The 18502-nt window shown below is 58.8% G+C and carries 14 protein-coding genes; 11 read left to right on the top strand and 3 right to left on the bottom strand.

Going from position 1 to position 18502, the window contains the following annotated elements; translation table 11 throughout:
- Nucleotides 1-20: 20 nt before the first annotated feature.
- Nucleotides 21-983 carry a calcium/sodium antiporter gene (locus GKG36_RS03255; protein WP_154259095.1) on the top strand — a complete coding sequence of 321 codons (963 nt, stop codon included), beginning with the start codon at nucleotides 21-23 and terminating at the stop codon, nucleotides 981-983.
- A 54-nt stretch (nucleotides 984-1037) separates the two neighbouring features.
- Here GKG36_RS03255 and GKG36_RS03260 read toward each other — a convergent pair whose 3' ends face one another.
- A complete protein-coding gene (locus GKG36_RS03260; RefSeq protein ID WP_005944473.1) occupies nucleotides 1038-2120 on the bottom strand; it encodes an FAD:protein FMN transferase in 1083 nt (360 codons plus the stop codon).
- Nucleotides 2117-2539, bottom strand: a complete 423-nt coding sequence (locus GKG36_RS03265) for a DUF3783 domain-containing protein (RefSeq protein WP_154259097.1) — start codon at nucleotides 2537-2539, stop codon at nucleotides 2117-2119. Before GKG36_RS03265 ends, GKG36_RS03260 begins: the two co-directional genes overlap by 4 nt.
- Before the next feature lie 883 nt (nucleotides 2540-3422).
- Here GKG36_RS03265 and GKG36_RS03270 point away from each other — a divergent pair.
- Nucleotides 3423-4778, top strand: a complete 1356-nt coding sequence (locus GKG36_RS03270) for a hypothetical protein (protein WP_154259099.1) — start codon at nucleotides 3423-3425, stop codon at nucleotides 4776-4778.
- A 179-nt stretch (nucleotides 4779-4957) separates the two neighbouring features.
- On the opposite strand, the gene aroF is transcribed toward GKG36_RS03270, so the two are convergent.
- Nucleotides 4958-5971: a 3-deoxy-7-phosphoheptulonate synthase gene (gene aroF / locus GKG36_RS03275; protein WP_005944470.1), complete on the bottom strand. Its 1014-nt coding sequence runs from the start codon at nucleotides 5969-5971 to the stop codon at nucleotides 4958-4960.
- A 363-nt stretch (nucleotides 5972-6334) separates the two neighbouring features.
- Here aroF and ybaK point away from each other — a divergent pair, with 363 nt between their 5' ends.
- From ybaK to GKG36_RS03320, 9 genes are all read left to right on the top strand, one after another.
- A complete protein-coding gene (gene ybaK / locus GKG36_RS03280; RefSeq protein WP_005944468.1) occupies nucleotides 6335-6817 on the top strand; it encodes a Cys-tRNA(Pro) deacylase in 483 nt (160 codons plus the stop codon).
- A gap of 446 nt (nucleotides 6818-7263) precedes the next feature.
- The gene (gene purE, locus GKG36_RS03285) at nucleotides 7264-7764 is read left to right on the top strand and encodes a 5-(carboxyamino)imidazole ribonucleotide mutase (RefSeq protein ID WP_097775213.1); all 501 of its coding nucleotides are present in this window, start codon (nucleotides 7264-7266) and stop codon (nucleotides 7762-7764) included.
- Between the two features lie 10 nt (nucleotides 7765-7774).
- The gene (gene purF / locus GKG36_RS03290) at nucleotides 7775-9253 is read left to right on the top strand and encodes an amidophosphoribosyltransferase (RefSeq protein ID WP_097775214.1); all 1479 of its coding nucleotides are present in this window, start codon (nucleotides 7775-7777) and stop codon (nucleotides 9251-9253) included.
- A 4-nt stretch (nucleotides 9254-9257) separates the two neighbouring features.
- Nucleotides 9258-10304, top strand: coding sequence for a phosphoribosylformylglycinamidine cyclo-ligase (gene purM, locus GKG36_RS03295; protein WP_097775215.1), 1047 nt, complete (start codon nucleotides 9258-9260; stop codon nucleotides 10302-10304).
- A complete protein-coding gene (gene purN, locus GKG36_RS03300; RefSeq protein ID WP_005944461.1) occupies nucleotides 10298-10894 on the top strand; it encodes a phosphoribosylglycinamide formyltransferase in 597 nt (198 codons plus the stop codon). The genes purM and purN overlap by 7 nt, the downstream gene beginning before the upstream one ends.
- Nucleotides 10895-11014: 120 nt before the next feature.
- Nucleotides 11015-11821, top strand: a complete 807-nt coding sequence (locus GKG36_RS03305) for an IMP cyclohydrolase (RefSeq protein WP_097775216.1) — start codon at nucleotides 11015-11017, stop codon at nucleotides 11819-11821.
- Between the two features lie 29 nt (nucleotides 11822-11850).
- Entirely contained in the window at nucleotides 11851-13032 is a 1182-nt protein-coding gene (locus GKG36_RS03310; protein WP_097775217.1) for a phosphoribosylaminoimidazolecarboxamide formyltransferase, read from the top strand.
- A 200-nt stretch (nucleotides 13033-13232) separates the two neighbouring features.
- Nucleotides 13233-14537, top strand: coding sequence for a phosphoribosylamine--glycine ligase (purD, locus tag GKG36_RS03315; protein ID WP_154259101.1), 1305 nt, complete (start codon nucleotides 13233-13235; stop codon nucleotides 14535-14537).
- Between the two features lie 202 nt (nucleotides 14538-14739).
- Nucleotides 14740-18432, top strand: a complete 3693-nt coding sequence (locus GKG36_RS03320; RefSeq protein ID WP_154259103.1) for a phosphoribosylformylglycinamidine synthase — start codon at nucleotides 14740-14742, stop codon at nucleotides 18430-18432.
- Nucleotides 18433-18502 lie beyond the last annotated feature (70 nt).

Raw genomic sequence — 18502 nt, forward strand, 5'->3', positions numbered from 1 at the left:
AAAAACAAAAGGAGAAAACTATGCTCATTCCTGTTTTGCTGTTCATCGTGGGCCTGCTGTGCCTCATCAAGGGCGGTGACTGGTTCGTGGATGGTGCCACGGGCATTGCCCGCCGCTTCCATGTGCCGGAGCTGCTCATCGGTGCCACCGTGGTGTCCATCGGCACCACCCTGCCGGAGGTGATGGTCTCCACCACCTCGGCCTTTACCGGCCACGGCGAGATCGCCTACGGCAACGCCATCGGTTCGATCATCTGCAATGCATCGCTCATTGCGGCCCTCACCATTGCGGTAAAGCCGGGCAAGGTAGACCCCAAGAGCCTGCGCACGCCGGTGCTGTTCTTCTTTGTGGCAGCGGCCTTCTATGCCGGTGTGGCCTACACCACCGGCTACTTCTCCCGCCCGGTGGGCCTGATCCTTCTGGCCATGTTCGTAGCGTATATCATCTGCAACGTGATGGCCATGAAGAACGCCCCCGCCCCGGAAGAAGAGGAAGAACCGGAAGAAAGTGCATCCTTTGCCAAGGAGCTGGGTCTGCTGGCCGTGGGCGCTGTGCTCATTGCCGTGGGTGCCAACCTGCTGGTGGATAACGGTACCCTGATCGCACAGGCACTGGGCGTGCCGGAGTCGGTGATCGCGCTCACCTTTGTGGCACTGGGCACCTCGCTGCCGGAGCTGGTAACGGCCATCACCTCGCTGGCAAAGGGCCACGGTGCACTTTCGCTGGGCAATGTCATTGGTGCAAACGTGTTCAATCTGGTGCTGGTGAGCGGTGTTTCCGCCACGGTGGCACCCTTCACCATCCCGCAGAACTCCATGCTCTTCGGCCACAATGCATCGCTGGTGCTGGAGTTCCCGGTCATGTTCGCCGTGATGCTGCTGCTCACCCTGCCCGCCCTCTTCAAGGGCAAGCTGAGCCGCCCGCAGGGCATTGCGCTGCTGTGCATTTACGCGGCATTCTGTGTGGTGCAGTTCACCATCTGATAAAACAGCAAAAGGCCGACGCAGTACTGCGTCGGCCTTTTGCCGTTTTAAGGGTTATTTTTTCAAATGGGAATCCCAGCCGGAAGAGGTGATGACCTGCTGATCCGGTGTGCACCACATGGCTTCCACGCCGTCCAGACTTTCCACGATCTTCATCCCGTCCTCCAGCGGCTGGCAGAACAGGCCGGTGGTCAGGCAGTCGGCAAGGCCGGAGTCGCTGCACAGCACGGTCACGCCGTTAAAGTAGGCGGCGGGGAACAGGGTGTCCGGGTCGATCAGGTGGTGGTAGCGCTTGCCGTCCACCACGTAGTAGCGCTGGTAGTCGCCGCTGGTCACAAGGGCCATATCGCTCATGTTGATGGCACCGTCCAGCATGGAATCCGAGGTGTATACATCCGAAGAGCTCCATGGGTTTTCCACGCCGCCGGTCCACTGGCTGCCGTCCGGTTTTACACCAATGGCGCGCAGGTTGCCGCCCACGCTCACCAGAGCGCTGGTCAGGCCGCGGGCCTCGGCAGCCTGACACACCATTTCCACGGCGTAGCCCTTGCCCACGCTGCCCACATCCAGCAGCATTTCCGGGTCGGCCAGATAAACGGTCTTGGCATCTGCGTCGATGATCACGTTGTTGATATCACAGTGCTGGGCGGCTGCTTCCAGCTCTTCCATGGTGGGCAGCTTGTTGTCGGCATCCGTCTCGGCGGCTTCGGCAGCTTCGCGGTAATTGTGCCAGATATTCAGCACGCTGCCCATGGCAATGTTCAGCTTGCCGTTGGTGGTCTGGTACATCTGGTCGGCCAGCTCCAGCATGGAGAGGATGCGGTCGTCCACCTCCACCGGAGCGCTGCCGGCATTGTCGTTGATGGTCTTGACGTTGGTCACGCCGGGGTAATCGTTGTAGATATCATACAGCTGGTTATAGGTAATAAGGTCTGCGTGCAGGGCATCCATCTGGGTATTGAATTCTTCCTCGCTCTCGCAGTAGGCAATCACCTGCGTTACGGTATCGAACACATCATAAAAAACGGTGGAATAGCGGGTAAGCTCTTTCTTTTTGGAGGCACAGCCTGCCAGCAGGCTCAGGCAGAGCACCCCGGCCAGCAGGGCGCTGACGAAACGTTTTGCGCGGGTCTTCATACGGTGTGGTTCTCCTTTGCGGCGGTAAAGGCGGCGTGCTCCTCCTGCAGGTGGGCCAGCAGATCGCCGAACACCCAGCTGCGGTTGGAGGGAGTCACAACGGCCTTGAGCGGAATGGTGACCTGTGCCTGCTTCATCAGATCCAGCAGGGTGTCCACGTCCTTCTCCTTGAAGTTGGCCAGAACCACTGCCGGCGGGTAGGCACCCGGTTCCAGCACCAGCGTGCGTGCGGCCTTGGTCTCCACCTCGCCCAGCAGCTGTGCCACGGTCTTGCCCGCATCGGCAGGGGAGACGAGCAGCAGCTTCATGCCAAAAGCAGGAGCCATGCCTTCCAGCTTGCCGCGGTCGGCGGAGGAAAGATTCCAGCCCAGAACCAGCGGGACACCGGCGTTCTGGTTGCGTGCGATATGTGCTTTCATAAAAAAACCTCATTTCAGGGTGGATTGCAAATACACTATAGTATAACACAAATACGCAAAAAAAGGAATGCGCGGGAACTGTTCCGGAACTACCGGTTAAAGTTTCGTAAAATTTCGAACAAAGGTAACAAAAATTAGAAGAAATTACAAGGAAAATTTCAGTGCAGATGAAGCTTGTTTGCCCAAAATGCGGGTGCTATACTGAGTGTAAAGAGACGGTCGTCTCGTAAAATTCAACAGAAAGCAGAGGTTTTGAGGATGAAAAAACAGAAGATGCGGCTCATCAGTGCAGTGCTTGCGGCATGCATGATGACATCTGTCCTTCCGGTCAATGCACTTGCTCTGGGGGGGTACGTCTGAAAATGGCGTAACTGCGCAGGAAAACGCGGAAACGGCCACGACGATCCCCACTACGGGCATGAAAATCACCGAAGGCGGCAATTACGAGATCCCGGAGGAAACTTATACTGGCAATGTTACGATCGATGTAACGGATACGAAGGAGCCTGTGAACATTACCATTAAGGGAAATGTAAAAGTTACGGGTTCTGACCCTTTTATTGATGTTGTAAAAGCAGGTGTCGTAAACATCAATAATGAAGGAAACTATGAGGTTGACGGTGTCACAGTCGCGAGACATTTCATGTATGTGAAAGATGCGGCAGCACAGGTGACGATTACGAAAGGCCGATACAAATCAGTAACCTTCAATACGATTATGGTTTGGGCGGGAACCCTTATTGTAAATGATGCAGAGATGGAGTCTAACTGCTACTGCATTTATGCAGGAGGCTCTAGCAGCAATGTAACAGTTAATAGAGGCAAATATACTCATACAAACCTGAAGGATAGATCTGCATTCTTTTGTGAGGGCGGCAGTAGTGTGACTTTGAATGATGTGACCGCAACCTCCGTAAAGACTGTCGTCATAAACAACGCCAGTACAGTAACCGTCAACGGCGGCGACTTCAAAACCACCGGCAGCAACAGCTGCTTTGTCAACAGCTCTGCAAACCTGACCATTAACAAGGGCGCTACAACAGAAGGCAACTTCGAGTCTGAGGGTGCCAGCTGCATCAATAACAACTGGGGCCGGGTGGAGATCAACGACGGCACCATTACCTCGGATGCCGACTGCACCATCAAAAACCGCGGCGGCCTGCGCATGAACGGCGGCACGGTGGCTACCTCGAATGCGGAAGGCACGGGCATTGACTGCAACGGCGATTTCGGCGATACACAGATCAACGGCGGCACCATCAAGGGCGGAAAAGACGGCATCCGTCTGGCGGACCTTGGCAGTTCCGAAGTGACCCTGAAGAACGCGGCCTTTGAGAACAACACCCAAAGCAATATCCATCTGGGTGAGGGTCAGACGATCAACATCAAAAAGACCTTTACCGGTACGGCAACGATCCTGACCGACGATCCAAGCCGCGGCCGTCATATCACGCTGGAAAACGAGGATCTCAGCTATCAGAACAAGCTGAAACTCTTCAGCATGAATTCTGGCTACATCATCGGCTATAAGCGCGGCGATGATGGCGTGGAATACCGCTATCTGGCAGATGCCAACGGCAACATCGTCAACGCTGTAAATGCGAAGGCAACCGCTGACCTCGGTGCCGGGGAGCAGGAGCTGGATACTGCCACCGTTGTGCCGGAAAACACCACCGTGACCGTGACGGCAAACCTCCCGGAGGGCGCAGAGGGCGCAGAGTTCCTCGGCTGGAGCGCCGTGCGTGACGATGGCAAAGAGCTGGATCTGGGCGATGATCAGACTGCACAGTTTAAGATGCCCGGTTGCAACGTGACCGTCGAAGCGCTGTATCAGGGCGGAAATGTTGACCCTGTCAATCCCGGCGGCGGCAGCAGCAGCGATGTGGTGGCCGGCATTGCGGCTGTTGCGCTGACCGGTGCAGCCGTGTGGGGCATTTACGAAACCGGAACCGGCATCTATCGCGTGCTGAATATGCCCGACGTCCCCATGCCCTCCAACCGCGCCGGTCTGGCGACCCTGATCTGGGAAAAGGCCGGCTGCCCGGAACCGCAGACGGTGAAGAGCTTCAGCGACATCGATGACGCCGACCTTCATCTGCGGCAGGCTGCCAGCTGGATGGAAGAGCAGGGTCTGATGGACGATGTGAAGGAAAACGAGTTCCGCCCCTATCGCTATGTGACCAAGCTCCAAACCTGCCTTGTCTGGGATAAGGCCAAGGAAGAGAGCCTGATCTCCTGAAAAAGTAGATCATTCTTGTAACAACCCCGGGGTGACCGCAAGCGCCCCGGGGTTGTTTTTTTCACAGGAAAAGGGGCAGAACCGGAAGATGCAGTGTGAAAAAGCAACGAGGAAGATCCCGCAGGATCTTCCTCGTTGCAAACACAAAATAATAATTCCGCAGAGGATAGTTCAAATCATCAGTTCAGCTTCTTGCCGAAGAACTCCACCTCTTTGCCGATGAACTGCATCAGCTCATCGAACTGGTCGGGGGTCAGGCTCTGGGCACCATCGCACTTTGCCTTGGCGGGGTTGTTGTGCACCTCGATCATCAGGCCGTCGGCACCGGCAGCAACAGCGGCCTTTGCCAGATCCGGCACCATCCATGCGTGGCCGCAGGCATGGCTGGGGTCCACAATAACGGGCAGGTGGGTCATCTTGTGCAGCATCACCACACCGGCAAGGTCGAGGGTGTTGCGCATGCTGGTCTCAAAGGTGCGGATGCCGCGCTCGCAGAGGATGACGTTCTCGTTGCCCTCAGCCATGATGTACTCGGCGCTCATCACGAACTCTTCCAGCGTATTGGCAAGGCCGCGCTTGAGCAGCACCGGCTTCTTCTGACGGCCAACGGCCTTGAGCAGCTCAAAGTTCTGCATGTTGCGGGCACCCACCTGAATGAGGTCTACATTCTCGAACAGGGGCAGGTGCTCGGTGTTCATGATCTCGGTCACGATGGGAGCACCGGTGGCGCGGCGTGCCAGCTTGAGCAGGTCGAGGCCCTCGCTGCGCATACCTTGAAAGGAGTAGGGCGAGGTGCGGGGCTTGAATGCGCCGCCGCGCAGCAGGGAAGCACCCGCAGCCTTCACGCGCTGTGCGCAGTAGGTGATCTGCTCCTCGCTCTCAATGCTGCAGGGGCCTGCAATGACCGCAAAGTTTCCGCCGCCGATCTTTACGCCGTCCACATCGATCACGCTGTCGTCCGGGTGGAACTTGCGGTTGGCCTTCTTATAAGGCTCGGTCACGCGGCGGCAGGTCTCCACCACCGGGTTTGCCAGCACCCAGCTCTCGGCCACGGCCTTGGTGTCGCCAATCAGGCCCAGAATGTGGCTCTCACTGCCCTTGGAATCGTTGATCTGCAGGCCCATATCCTGCAGTTCGTGGCAGAACTCGCGTACCTGTACCTCAGGTGCGTCCTGTTTGAGTACGATGATCATAGTGCTTTGTCTCCTTTGCCTTATCGTGTGAAACGGCGAGGGAGACCGGCTCCTTTGCCGCAGCTTGCAGTGTCAAACTTCAGGGTTCTGAAGTGTGTGACGCTATGATATCACTTCAGGAAACTGAAGTCAAGAGAATTTTGAATTTTTTTGAAGAAAGTGGTAGAATAGAAAAGAACCCTCTCAGTCATTGCTGCGCAATGACAGCTCTCCCGAAGGGCGAGCTTTTTACTGCTTTCTATGGGGCATTACTTCACGGTGAAAGAGGATCTGCCAGTTACCGCGCATAAGCTCCCCCTTTTGGGGGAGCTGGACGCGAAGCGGCCTGAGAGGGTTCAATGCAATCAGAAGGGGATATCAGAGATGGGAAAAGAAGCAAAAACCAATGCCATGCGCATTCTGGAGCGCGAGAAGGTGCCCTACACCGCCCACGAGTACGCTCATGAAGAGGGCGTTGCCGTGGCAGGTGTGGATGTGGCAGGCAGCATGGGCGAAGACCCTGCCTGCGTGTATAAGACGCTGGTGACGCAGGGCAATAGCAAAAACTATTTTGTGTTCGTCATTCCGGTGGCAGCAGAGCTGGATCTGAAAGCCGCTGCCCGCAGTGTGGGCGAAAAAAGCGTTGCCATGATCCATGTGGCCGATATCAACAAGGTCACCGGTTATGTGCGCGGTGGCTGCAGCCCGGTAGGCATGAAAAAGCAGTATAAGACTGTGTTCGATGAGAGCGTGCTGACGCAGGAGAAGGTCTATGTCTCCGGCGGGCGCATCGGCACGCAGGTGTGCTGTGCCCCGGCGGACCTCATCCGCGCTGCACGGGCAATTACAGCAAAAATTATTTTTTAAAAAAGTCCGTCTATTGTACAAAAAGTTAACGCATCCTATTTACATAAAATATACTTAAACTATAAGTCATACTTAAAAAGAAAAACAATGTCGAAACTGCACAAAACTTTTGAAAGTTTTTTGACGGCATGAAAACACAAGGTAGAATTTGTGGGAACACTCTTTTCAAAGATGTTTTTTTGCCGTAAACTGTATGTAGTACAGGGACGGCGGCCCGCAGAAAGGGCTTTTCCGCCGCCTGAAAACGCAAGCACAAGGAACTGCGGAGGAGAACTTCAATGATGAAGATGCTGCCGGGTCTCATGGGTCGAAACAACATTCGGGCATGTCAGGGGCATCGTGCAACTTTGTGCAAAGCGTCGGGAGAGCATACGCAGAATTAAAGGCCGTGGTACGGGTGTACCGCAGCCTTTTTTGTTTGTTGGTTGAGAAAGAGAGGTTTGGATATGGTTCGTAAAGTGGCTGTGATCATGGGTTCTGACAGCGATTGGCCGGTGGTAAAGGGCGCATGTGCCCAGCTGAAAGCGCTGGACATCCCTTTTGAGGCGCACATCCTTTCGGCACACCGCACCCCTGCCGGGGCAGCGGAGTTTGCCAAAAGCGCCCGTGCCAACGGCTTCGGCGTGATCCTGTGCGCAGCAGGCATGGCAGCACATCTGGCGGGTGCCTTTGCTGCCAACACCACCCTGCCGGTGATCGGCATTCCCATGAAGGGCGGTGCCATGGACGGCATGGATGCCCTGCTTGCCACGGTGCAGATGCCCAGCGGCATCCCGGTGGCAACGGTGGCTCTGAACGGTGCCAAGAACGCCGCATGGCTGGCTGCGGAAATTCTGGCTTTGAGTGACGACGCTCTGGCCGAAAAGCTGGCAGCAGAGCGCACCGCCATGGCCGCACAGATCGCTGCCAAAGAGGAAAAGCTGCAGGCTGAGATCGCCCAGCTGTAAAGGAGAACCAATGTCTGATTTTGCATATCCGCTGCACGAAGAATGCGGCGTTTTCGGCATTTACGACCGTGCCGGTACCGAGGATGTGGCCGCTGCGGCCTACTCGGCTCTGTATGCCCTGCAGCACCGTGGTCAGGAGAGCTGCGGCATCGCCGTGAACGATGATGGCGTGATCAACGGCCACCGCGACCTCGGCCTTGTGAACGAGGTGTTCACCCCGGCGGTGCTGGCAAGTCTGGCAAACCCCAATGCGCACATGGCTACCGGTCACGTGCGCTACGCCACGGCAGGCAGCCGTGTGCGGGCCAACGCACAGCCCATGATAGTGCGCCATGGCCGCGGCACCATGGCACTGTGCCACAACGGCAACCTGACCAACGCCATCGAGCTGCGCCGCCAGCTGGAAAATGAAGGTGCCATCTTCCACGGCTCCTCCGATACCGAGGTGATCTGCTACCTGATCACCCGCAACCGCCTGCGCATGGGCAGCATCGAGACCGCCATCAGCAAGACGATGGATGTGCTGGAGGGTGCCTACAGTCTGGTGATCATGTCGGCCACCAAGCTCATTGCAGTGCGTGACCCCCGCGGCTACCGGCCCCTGTGCATCGGCACCTTGCCCGGCGGCGGCTATGTGTTTGCCAGCGAGAGCTGTGCACTGGATGCCGCCGGTGCCACCCTGCTGCGGGACGTGGAGCCCGGCGAGATCGTGGTGGCAGACGCAAAAACCGGTGAGCTGCGCAGCATCAAGGATCACTGCGGACGGCCGGACACCCAGATGTGCGTGTTCGAGTTCATCTATTTCTCCCGCCCGGACAGCATCATCGAGGGCAGCTCGGTGCACGAGGCCCGCAAGCAGGCAGGCCGGTTCCTTGCACAGGAACACCCCGTGGAAGCGGACGTGGTCATCGGCGTGCCGGATTCCGGTCTGGATGCCGCTCTCGGCTACTCGCAGGAGAGCGGCATCCCCTATGGCATCGGCTTTATTAAGAATAAGTACATCGGCCGCACCTTCATTCAGGGCAGCCAGAAGCAGCGCGAGAACAGCGTGCGCATCAAGCTGAACGTCGTTTCCAGCACGGTCAAGGGCAAGCGCGTGGTGCTGGTGGATGATTCCATCGTGCGCGGCACCACATCTGCCCGCATCATCAAGCTGCTGCGGGACGCAGGTGCCACCGAGGTGCACTTTATGGTGTCGGCACCGCCGTTCAAGTACCCCTGCTACTTCGGCACTGACATCCCGGATCAGAAGCTGCTGGTGGCCACCGGCCGCACGGTCGAGCAGATCAATGAAGTGATCGGGGCCGATACGCTGGGCTACCTTTCCACTGAGCATGTTGTCCAGCTTACAAAGAACGCAAAATGCGGATTCTGCACCGCCTGCTTTACCGGCGAATATGCCGTGAAGCCGGACGAGGTGCTTTCCACCGATATTCACGAACGCCACCTGAACGACCGTCCCAAGGACGAGAAAAAGTTAGGAGAGTAAGACCATGGAAAAAAGCTATTCTGAAAGCTATGCAGCCGCCGGTGTGGATATCACCGCCGGTTATCGCTCTGTTGAACTGATGAAGCAGTATGTGGCCCGCACCATGAACGAGCACTGCATTGGCGGTCTGGGCGGCTTTGGTGGCCTGTTTGAGCTGGACTGCACCGGCTACAAGCACCCGGTGCTGATCTCCGGCACCGACGGCGTGGGCACCAAGCTGAAAATTGCCATGATCATGGACAAGCACGATACCATCGGCATCGACTGCGTGGCTATGTGCGTGAACGATGTCATCTGCGCCGGTGCAAAGCCGCTGGTGTTCTTGGATTACATCGCCTGCGGCCGCAACATTCCCGAGAAGATCGCAGAGATCGTCAAGGGTGTGGCTGAGGGCTGCGTGCAGGCCGACTGCTCTCTGGTGGGCGGCGAGACTGCCGAGCACCCGGGCATGATGCCGGAGGAGGAGTACGATCTGGCCGGTTTCACCGTGGGCGTTGTGGATAAGGAAAAGATCCTGAGCAACGAGACCATGGCAGCCGGTGATGTGATTCTTGCCCTGCCTTCCACCGGTGTGCACTCCAACGGTTTCTCGCTGGTGCGCAAGATCTTTGACATTGACGCAAACCCCGATGTGCTGCACACTGCCCCTGCAGAGCTGGGCGGCAAGACGCTGGGCGAGGCCCTGCTGGCTCCCACCAAGATCTACGTCAAGCCTGTGCTCAAGGTGCTGGAAGAGGTGGATGTGAAGGGCATTTCCCACATCACCGGCGGCGGCTTCTACGAGAACATTCCCCGCAGCCTGAAAAAGGGCTGCTGCGCACGCATCAACAAGGCAGATGTCCGCACCCCGGCTCTGTTCCAGCTGATGCAGAAGACCGGCAATATCTCCGAGCACGATATGTTCAACACCTTCAACATGGGCGTTGGCATGGTGCTCACCGTCCCCGCAGAGCAGGCCGACAAGGCACTGGACATCCTGCACGCAAATGGCGAGCCGGAAGCTTACCGTCTGGGCGTCATTGCAGAAGGTGAGGGCGTGGAGCTGTGCTGAACATTGCAGTTTTAGTCTCCGGCGGCGGCACCAACCTGCAGGCTCTGCTGGACAGCGAAGCCCGAGGCGAGAACCCCAACGGCAGGATCACCCTCGTGGTGGCCTCCAAGCCCGGTGTCTATGCGCTGGAACGGGCCGCAAAGGCCGGTGTGGAAGGCTGCGTGGTGCGCCGCAAGGATTACGCCAGTAGTGAGGATTTTGACGCAGCTCTGCTGAAAACGTTGAAAGACCACAACATCGATCTGGTGGTGCTGGCAGGCTTTCTGTCCGTGCTGGGGCCCAGTGTCATTGAAGCGTATCCCCGCCGCATCCTGAATGTGCACCCGGCACTCATCCCGTCTTTCTGCGGGCCCGGCATGTACGGTCTGCGTCCGCATGAGGCGGCTCTGGCCCGGGGCTGCAAGGTGACCGGTGCCACCGTCCACTTCGTGAACGAAGAGTGCGACGGCGGGCCCATCCTGCTGCAGAAGGCCGTGGACATCCTGCCCGGCGACACCCCCGAGGTGCTGCAGAAGCGTGTGATGGAGCAGGCCGAGTGGAAGCTGCTGCCCAAGGCCGTGGCTATGGTGTGCAGCGGAGAGATCGAGTGAAAACTCCTTCCGTCACGCCTGACGGCGTGCCACCTCCCTCAAGGAGGGAGGCAAGGCTCCCTCTCCGAGGGGGCTGTCGCCGCAGGCGACTGGGGGAGTTCCGTAATAGGAGAATTTGACATGGAAAAGATCAACCTGAACGAGTATCTGGCATCCAACGAGTATCCCGGCCGCGGCATTGCTGTGGCAATGGCTCCGGATGGCCGCCAGATGTTCATTGGCTACTTTATCATGGGCCGCAGCGAGAACAGCCGCAACCGCGTGTTTGACCCCGTGCCCGAGCGCGGCGGCATCTGCACCATCGCAGCGGACCCCGCAAAGCTGGAGGACCCCAGCCTCATTATTTACAATCCGGTGCTGACGCTGGGCAAGACCCATATCGTGACCAACGGTGACCAGACCGATACCATTTATGACCTGATGAGTCAGGGTAAGAGCTTTGCCGATGCCCTGCGCACCCGCACCTTTGAGCCGGACGGCCCCAACTACACCCCCCGCATCTCCGCTGTGGTGTACGCCGACGGCAGCTATCAGATGAGCATTCTCAAGTCTGCGGACGGCAATGGCGACAGCGTGCAGCGCTATTTCTTTGATTACCCGCAGCCCGTTGCAGGCGAGGGCCATTTCATCAGCACCTACAAGCACAACGGAAATCCCATCCCCAGCTTTGAGGGTGAGCCGCTGCGCTTTGCCTGCCCCCGCACCATCGGCGATTTTGCACAGGGTCTGTGGAGCAGCCTGAACCCGGACAACAAGGTGAGCCTGTTTGCCCGGGTCATTGATCTGGACTCCGGCGAGACCGGCGACATGATCTTTAACAAGTACGATGCCGTGTGCAGCGATCTGGACGACCCCGAGGAGCCGGAGCTGCTGCCCGAAGAGCTGGAACTGCTCAAAAAGCTTGACGCAGAGGAAAAACAGGACTAAAACAATAGAGAAATAAGGAGGATGCACCAATGAACGAACTGGCACTGAAGTACGGCTGCAACCCCAACCAGAAGCCCAGCCGCATTTATATGGAAGATGGCTCTGACCTGCCGGTCACTGTGCTGAACGGCAAGCCCGGCTACATCAATTTTCTGGACGCGCTCAACTCCATCCAGCTGGTCAAGGAGCTGAAAGCTGCCTGTGGTCTGCCCGCAGCAGCTTCCTTCAAGCACGTTTCCCCGGCAGGCGCAGCGCTGGGGCTGCCCCTGACCGATGTGGAACGCAAAATGTACCACATTGCCCCGGATATGGAGCTGTCGCCGCTGGCAAATGCCTATGCCCGTGCACGCGGTGCGGACCGCATGTCCTCCTTTGGCGACTGGATCGCCCTTTCGGACATCTGCGATGTGCCCACCGCAAAGCTGATCCAGCACGAGGTGTCCGACGGCATCATCGCCCCGGGCTACGAGCCGGAGGCACTGGCTATCCTGTCCGGCAAGAAAAAGGGCAACTACAATGTGGTCGCCATCGACCCGGCCTACAAGCCCGCTCCCATCGAGCACAAGCAGGTGTACGGCATCACCTTTGAGCAGGGCCGCAACGAGCTGGTCATCAACGCCGACACCATGCTGAACAACTGGGTCACCGAGAACAAGGACGTGACCGAGGAGCAGAAGCGTGATCTGGTCATTGCACTCATCACCCTGAAGTATACTCAGTCCAACAGCGTGTGCTACACCTATCATGGACAGACCATCGGCGTGGGCGCAGGCCAGCAGAGCCGCATCCACTGCACCCGTCTGGCAGGCCAGAAGGCCGACAACTGGCAGCTGCGCCACATGGATAAGGTGCTCAACCTGCCCTTCCGCGACGATGTGGCAAAGCCCAACCGCGACAACGCCATTGATGTTTACATCGGCGATACGCCCGAGGATGTGATTGGCGACGATGTGTGGGCCGAGACCTTTACCGAGCAGCCCGCCCCGCTGACCGCTGAGGAAAAGAAGGAATATCTGAGCAAAGTGACCGGCGTGTGCCTTGGCTCGGATGCTTTCTTCCCCTTCGGCGACAACATCGAGCGTGCCCGCCGCTCCGGCGTGACCGCCATCGTGCAGCCCGGCGGCTCCATCCGCGACCAGCAGGTCATTGACACCTGCAACAAGTACGGCATCGCAATGGCCTTCTGCGGCCTGCGGCTGTTCCATCACTAAGGGAAAAGAACGAACCCTCTCAGTCGCCTGACGGCGACAGCTCCCCCGAGGGGGGAGCTTTATGCGAGAAAACGGACAGAAACAAGCATTCCGTTGAATGCAGCTCCTGCCGTCAGCAGAAAAAAGCTCCCCCCTTCGGGGGAGCTGGCATTGCGCAGCAATGACTGAGAGGGACATTCAAAAACGGGAAGGTGAATGATATGGCTGAAAAAATTCTGGTAGTGGGCGGCGGTGGCCGCGAGCACGCCATCATCAAGGCACTGAAAAAGAGCCCTGACTGCGGCGAGATCTGGTGCGCACCCGGCAACGGCGGCATCAGCTATGACGCAAAGTGCAAAAACATCAAGTCTACCGATGTGGACACCATGGTGGGCTTTGCCGTAGAAGAAAAGTTCGATTACGTTGTGGTGGCGCAGGACGACCCGCTGGCTCTGGGCATGGTGGATGCGCTGGCAGCAGTGGGCATCCCGGCCTTTGGCCCGGATAAGGCCGCTGCCCGCATCGAGGCCTCCAAGGTGTTCTCCAAGGACCTGATGAAGAAATACGGCATCCCCACCGCAAAGTACGAGACCTTTGACGACCCCGCCAAGGTCATGGAGTACATCAAGGCCGAGGGCAAGTACCCGGTGGTCATCAAGGCCGACGGTCTGGCACTGGGCAAGGGCGTGCTCATCTGCGAAAACGAGCAGCAGGCTGCGGACGGCGTGAAGGAGATCATGCTGGATAAGAAATTCGGCGCATCTGGCAACCATGTGGTGGTGGAGGAATTCCTCACCGGCCCCGAGGTCAGTGTGCTGAGCTTTACGGACGGCAAGGTGGTCAAGCCCATGGTGTCCAGCATGGACCACAAGCGTGCCAACGACCACGACACCGGCCTGAACACCGGCGGTATGGGCACCATTGCTCCCAACCCCTACTACACTCCGGAAGTGGCCGCTGAGTGCATGGAGAAAATTTTCCTGCCCACCATCAAGGCCATGAACGCCGAGGGATGCCCCTTCAAGGGCTGCCTCTACTTCGGCCTGATGCTCACCCCGGACGGCCCGAAGGTCATCGAGTACAACTGCCGCTTTGGTGACCCGGAGACGCAGGTGGTGCTGCCCCTGCTGGAAGGTGACCTGCTGCACATCATGCAGGCCTGCACCAACGGCACGCTGGAAAACGAGGAGGTCAAGTTCTCGGACGGTGCTGCCGCCTGCGTCATTCTGGCTTCCGGCGGCTACCCGGTGGCTTACGAGAAGGGCAAGCCCATCACCGGCCTTGTGGACGGCCAGCTGCCCGGCGAAGAGAATGTGACGGTCTACCACTCCGGCACCGCCATCACCGAGGATGGCACCCTTGTCACGGCCGGCGGCCGTGTGCTGGGTGTCACCGCCACCGGCCCGCGGCTGACCAATGCGCTGAGCCATGCCTATGAGGCGGCAGAGAAGATCAGCTTTGAAAAGCTGCACAAGCGCAGCGATATCGGCCTGCGAGCCCTGAAGGCACTGGCAGAGAAGCAGTAAGAAAGAAAACCCTCTCAGTCGCCTGGCGGCGACAGCTCCCCCGAAGGGGGAGCTTTATGCGGGAAAATGGGCAAGCCTAGGTTTGCCATCGAACGCGGTACTTTCCGCCAGCAGAAAAAGCTCCCCCTTTCGGGGGAGCTGGCACGGCGTAAGCCGTGACTGAGAGGGTCGGTTCAAAGAATACAAAGGGGGAACCTACCCAATGGTCTATCGTATTTATGTGGAAAAAAAGCCCGGCTTTGATGTGGAAGCCACCGGCCTGAAAAATGAGCTGACCAGCCTGCTGGGCATCCAGTCGCTTACCGGTCTGCGTCTGCTGAACCGCTACGATGTGGAAGGCATCGACGAAGAACTGTTCAACCAGTGTGCAAACACCGTGTTCAGTGAGCCGCCGGTGGATAACACCTATGCCGAGCTGCCCGCCAGCGACGGCGTGTCCTTTGCAGTGGAGTATCTGCCCGGCCAGTTCGACCAGCGCGCCGACTCCGCTGCTGAGTGCATCCAGCTCATCAGTCAGGGCGAGCGCCCGCTGGTGCGCTCTGCCCGCGTCTATCTGCTGGAAGGCACCCTGACCGACGAGCAGGTGGCCGAGATCAAGAAATACGTCATCAACCCGGTGGAGGCCCGCGAGGCTTCGCTGGACACCAAGCAGACCCTGAAAATGGAGTACCCCGTGCCCGCCCCGGTCAAGGTTCTGGAGGGCTTCAACCAGCTGGACGAAGAGCAGCTGAAAAAGTTCATTGCGGACAACGGCCTTGCCATGGATCTTGGCGATATCGAGTTCTGCCAGAAGTATTTCCGCTCGGAGCACCGCGACCCCACCATCACCGAGATTAAGATGATCGACACCTACTGGTCCGATCACTGCCGCCACACCACCTTCGGCACCATTCTGGACGATGTGCAGATCGACGATGCCGTGGTGCAGAAGGCCTTTGACCGCTACATGGCCATGCGCGCCGATCTGGGCCGCGAGAACAAGCCCCGCTGCATGATGGACCTTGCCACCATCGGCGCCAAGGAGCTGAAGAAGCAGGGCATCCTGAAAAATCTGGACGAGTCCGACGAGATCAACGCCTGCACCGTCAAGATCAAGTGCGATGTGAACGGTAAGGATGAGGACTGGCTGTTCCTGTTCAAGAACGAGACCCACAACCACCCCACCGAGATCGAGCCCTTCGGCGGTGCAGCTACCTGCATCGGCGGTGCCATCCGTGACCCGCTGTCCGGCCGCAGCTACGTCTATCAGGCCATGCGCGTTACCGGCGCAGGCGACCCGCTCAAGCCGGTCAGTGAGACGTTGCCCGGCAAGCTGCCCCAGCGCAAGCTGGTGACCACTGCTGCCGCCGGCTATTCCTCCTACGGCAACCAGATCGGCCTTGCTACCGGTCAGGTGGACGAGATCTATCACCCCGGCTACGTGGCAAAGCGTATGGAGATCGGTGCCGTTGTAGGCGCTACCCCCGCTTCCCACGTCCGCCGCGAGTGCCCCGCCCCCGGCGATGTCATCGTTCTGCTGGGCGGCCGCACCGGCCGTGATGGTGTGGGCGGTGCTACCGGCTCCTCCAAGGCCCACAAGCTGGACAGCCTTGAGCACTGCGGTGCCGAGGTGCAGAAGGGCAACGCTCCCATCGAGCGCAAGCTGCAGCGCCTGTTCCGCCGCGAGGATGCCTGCAGGATGATCAAGCGCTGCAACGACTTTGGTGCAGGCGGTGTGTCCGTTGCCATCGGTGAGCTGGCCGACGGCCTGTACATCGACCTGAACAAGGTCACCAAGAAGTACGAGGGTCTGGACGGCACCGAGCTGGCTATCAGCGAGAGCCAGGAGCGCATGGCTGTGGCGCTGGCCCCCGAGGACGTGGACAAGTTCATTGCTCTCGCCAACGAAGAGAACCTTGAGGCCACTCCGGTGGCAAAGGTAACGGCTGAGCCCCGCCTGAACATGGTGTGGAACGGCATGTCCATCGTGAACATCAGCCGCGAGTTCCTGAACTCCAACGGTGCCGAGAAGCACCAGAAGGTCCATGTGGAAAAGGCCACGGTCTGGCAGCCCCAGTGGGAGGGCCTGACCTTCAGCCAGAAGATGAAGAACATGGTGGGCGATTTGAACATCTGCAGCAAGAAGGGCCTGTCTGAGCGGTTCGACTCCACCATTGGTGCCGCCACCGTGCTCATGCCCTTTGGCGGTGCCTATCAGCTGACCCCGCAGAACGCCATGGTGGCAAAGCTGCCGGTGGACGGCGAGACCAGCACCTGCTCCGGTATGGCATGGGGCTTCAACCCCTTCCTGATGAGCGCAGACCAGTACAAGGGCGCTCAGATGGCTGTCATCGAGAGCGTTACCAAGCTGGTGGCCTCCGGCTTCCGCTATGAGGATGCTTACCTCACCTTCCAGGAATATTTCGAGCGTCTGGGCACCGCCCCGGAGCGCTGGGGCAAGCCGCTGGCCGCTCTGCTGGGTGCACTGGATGCTCAGATGGGCCTGGGCATTGCATCCATCGGCGGCAAGGACAGTATGTCCGGCTCCTTTGAAAAGCTGGATGTGCCTCCCACGCTGGTCTCCTTTGCAACCGCCATCGGCAAGGCAAACAAGGTGGTCTCCACCGAATTCAAGAAGCCGGAGAGCACGGTGGTGCTCATCCGGCCCATCATCGACCCCGAGACCGGCTGCCCCAACTTCTTCTCCCTGAAGGCCAACTACAAGATTGTGGAGGACATGATCGAAGAGGGCATGGTGGCATCCGCCTGCTCTGTGGGCTACGGCGGCATTGCCGAGGCTCTGTTCAAGATGGGCCTTGGCAACCACATCGGCTTCAAGATGCGTGCGGATAAGACCACCCATGAGATGTTCCAGCCTATGTACGGCTCCATTGTTCTGGAAATGGTGTCCGATTCGCCCGCCGGTGAGATCCTGGGCGAGACCACCAAGGAATACGTCTTTGAAGCCTGCGGCGAAAAGCTGGATATGGCCCAGCTGCAGGAGATCTGGGAAGGCAAGCTGGAGCCGGTGTACCCCTACCGCAAGGCAGGCCCCACCGTGGAAAAGATCAACGGCAAGCTGACCGCACCCGCCGCACCCAAGATCGGTGTGGCAAAGCCCAAGGTCATCATTCCGGTGTTCCCGGGCACCAACTGCGAGTACGACACCGCCAAGGCCTTTGCCCGCGCCGGTGCCGACCCGGAGATCCTGGTCATCCGCAACCTGACCCCCGCCGACGTGGCCGAGAGCTGCAAGGCACTGGTCAAGGCCATCGATAACAGCCAGATCGTCATGCTGCCCGGCGGCTTCTCCGGCGGCGACGAGCCGGACGGCAGCGCAAAGTTCATTGCCTCCTTCTTCCGCAACCCGGAAGTCACCGAGGCGGTGCGCCGTCTGCTGCAGCAGCGCGACGGCCTGATGCTGGGCATCTGCAACGGCTTCCAGGCCCTCATCAAGCTGGGTCTGGTCCCCTACGGCGATATCCGCCCCATCACCGCTTACGATCCCACCCTGACCTTCAACACCATCGGCCGCCACCAGAGCATGTTGGTGCGCACCCGCATTGCATCCACCGGCAGCCCGTGGCTCTCCAAGTGCGAGGTGGGCGAACAGTTCACCGTTGCCATCAGCCACGGCGAGGGCCGCTTCGTGGCTCCGCAGGAGGTGCTGGACACCCTCATGAAGAATGGTCAGATCGCCACCCAGTATGTGGACATCGAGGGCAATCCCACCATGGATCAGAGCTATAACCCCAACGGCTCTGTGCTGGCGATCGAAGGCATCACCAGCCCGGATGGTCGTGTGTTCGGCAAGATGGGCCACTCGGAGCGCAGCGGCGAGTACCTGTACAAGAACGTTACCGGTGACAAATATCAGCCGATCTTTGAGGGCGGCGTGGACTATTTCAAGATTTGATGGTAGAATAGAGAAAAACCCTCTCCGTCACGCCTGCGGCGTGCCACCTCCCCCGAAAAAGGGGGAGGCT

Source organism: Faecalibacterium sp. BIOML-A1 (assembly GCF_009679715.1).
GTDB lineage: Bacteria > Bacillota > Clostridia > Oscillospirales > Ruminococcaceae > Faecalibacterium > Faecalibacterium taiwanense.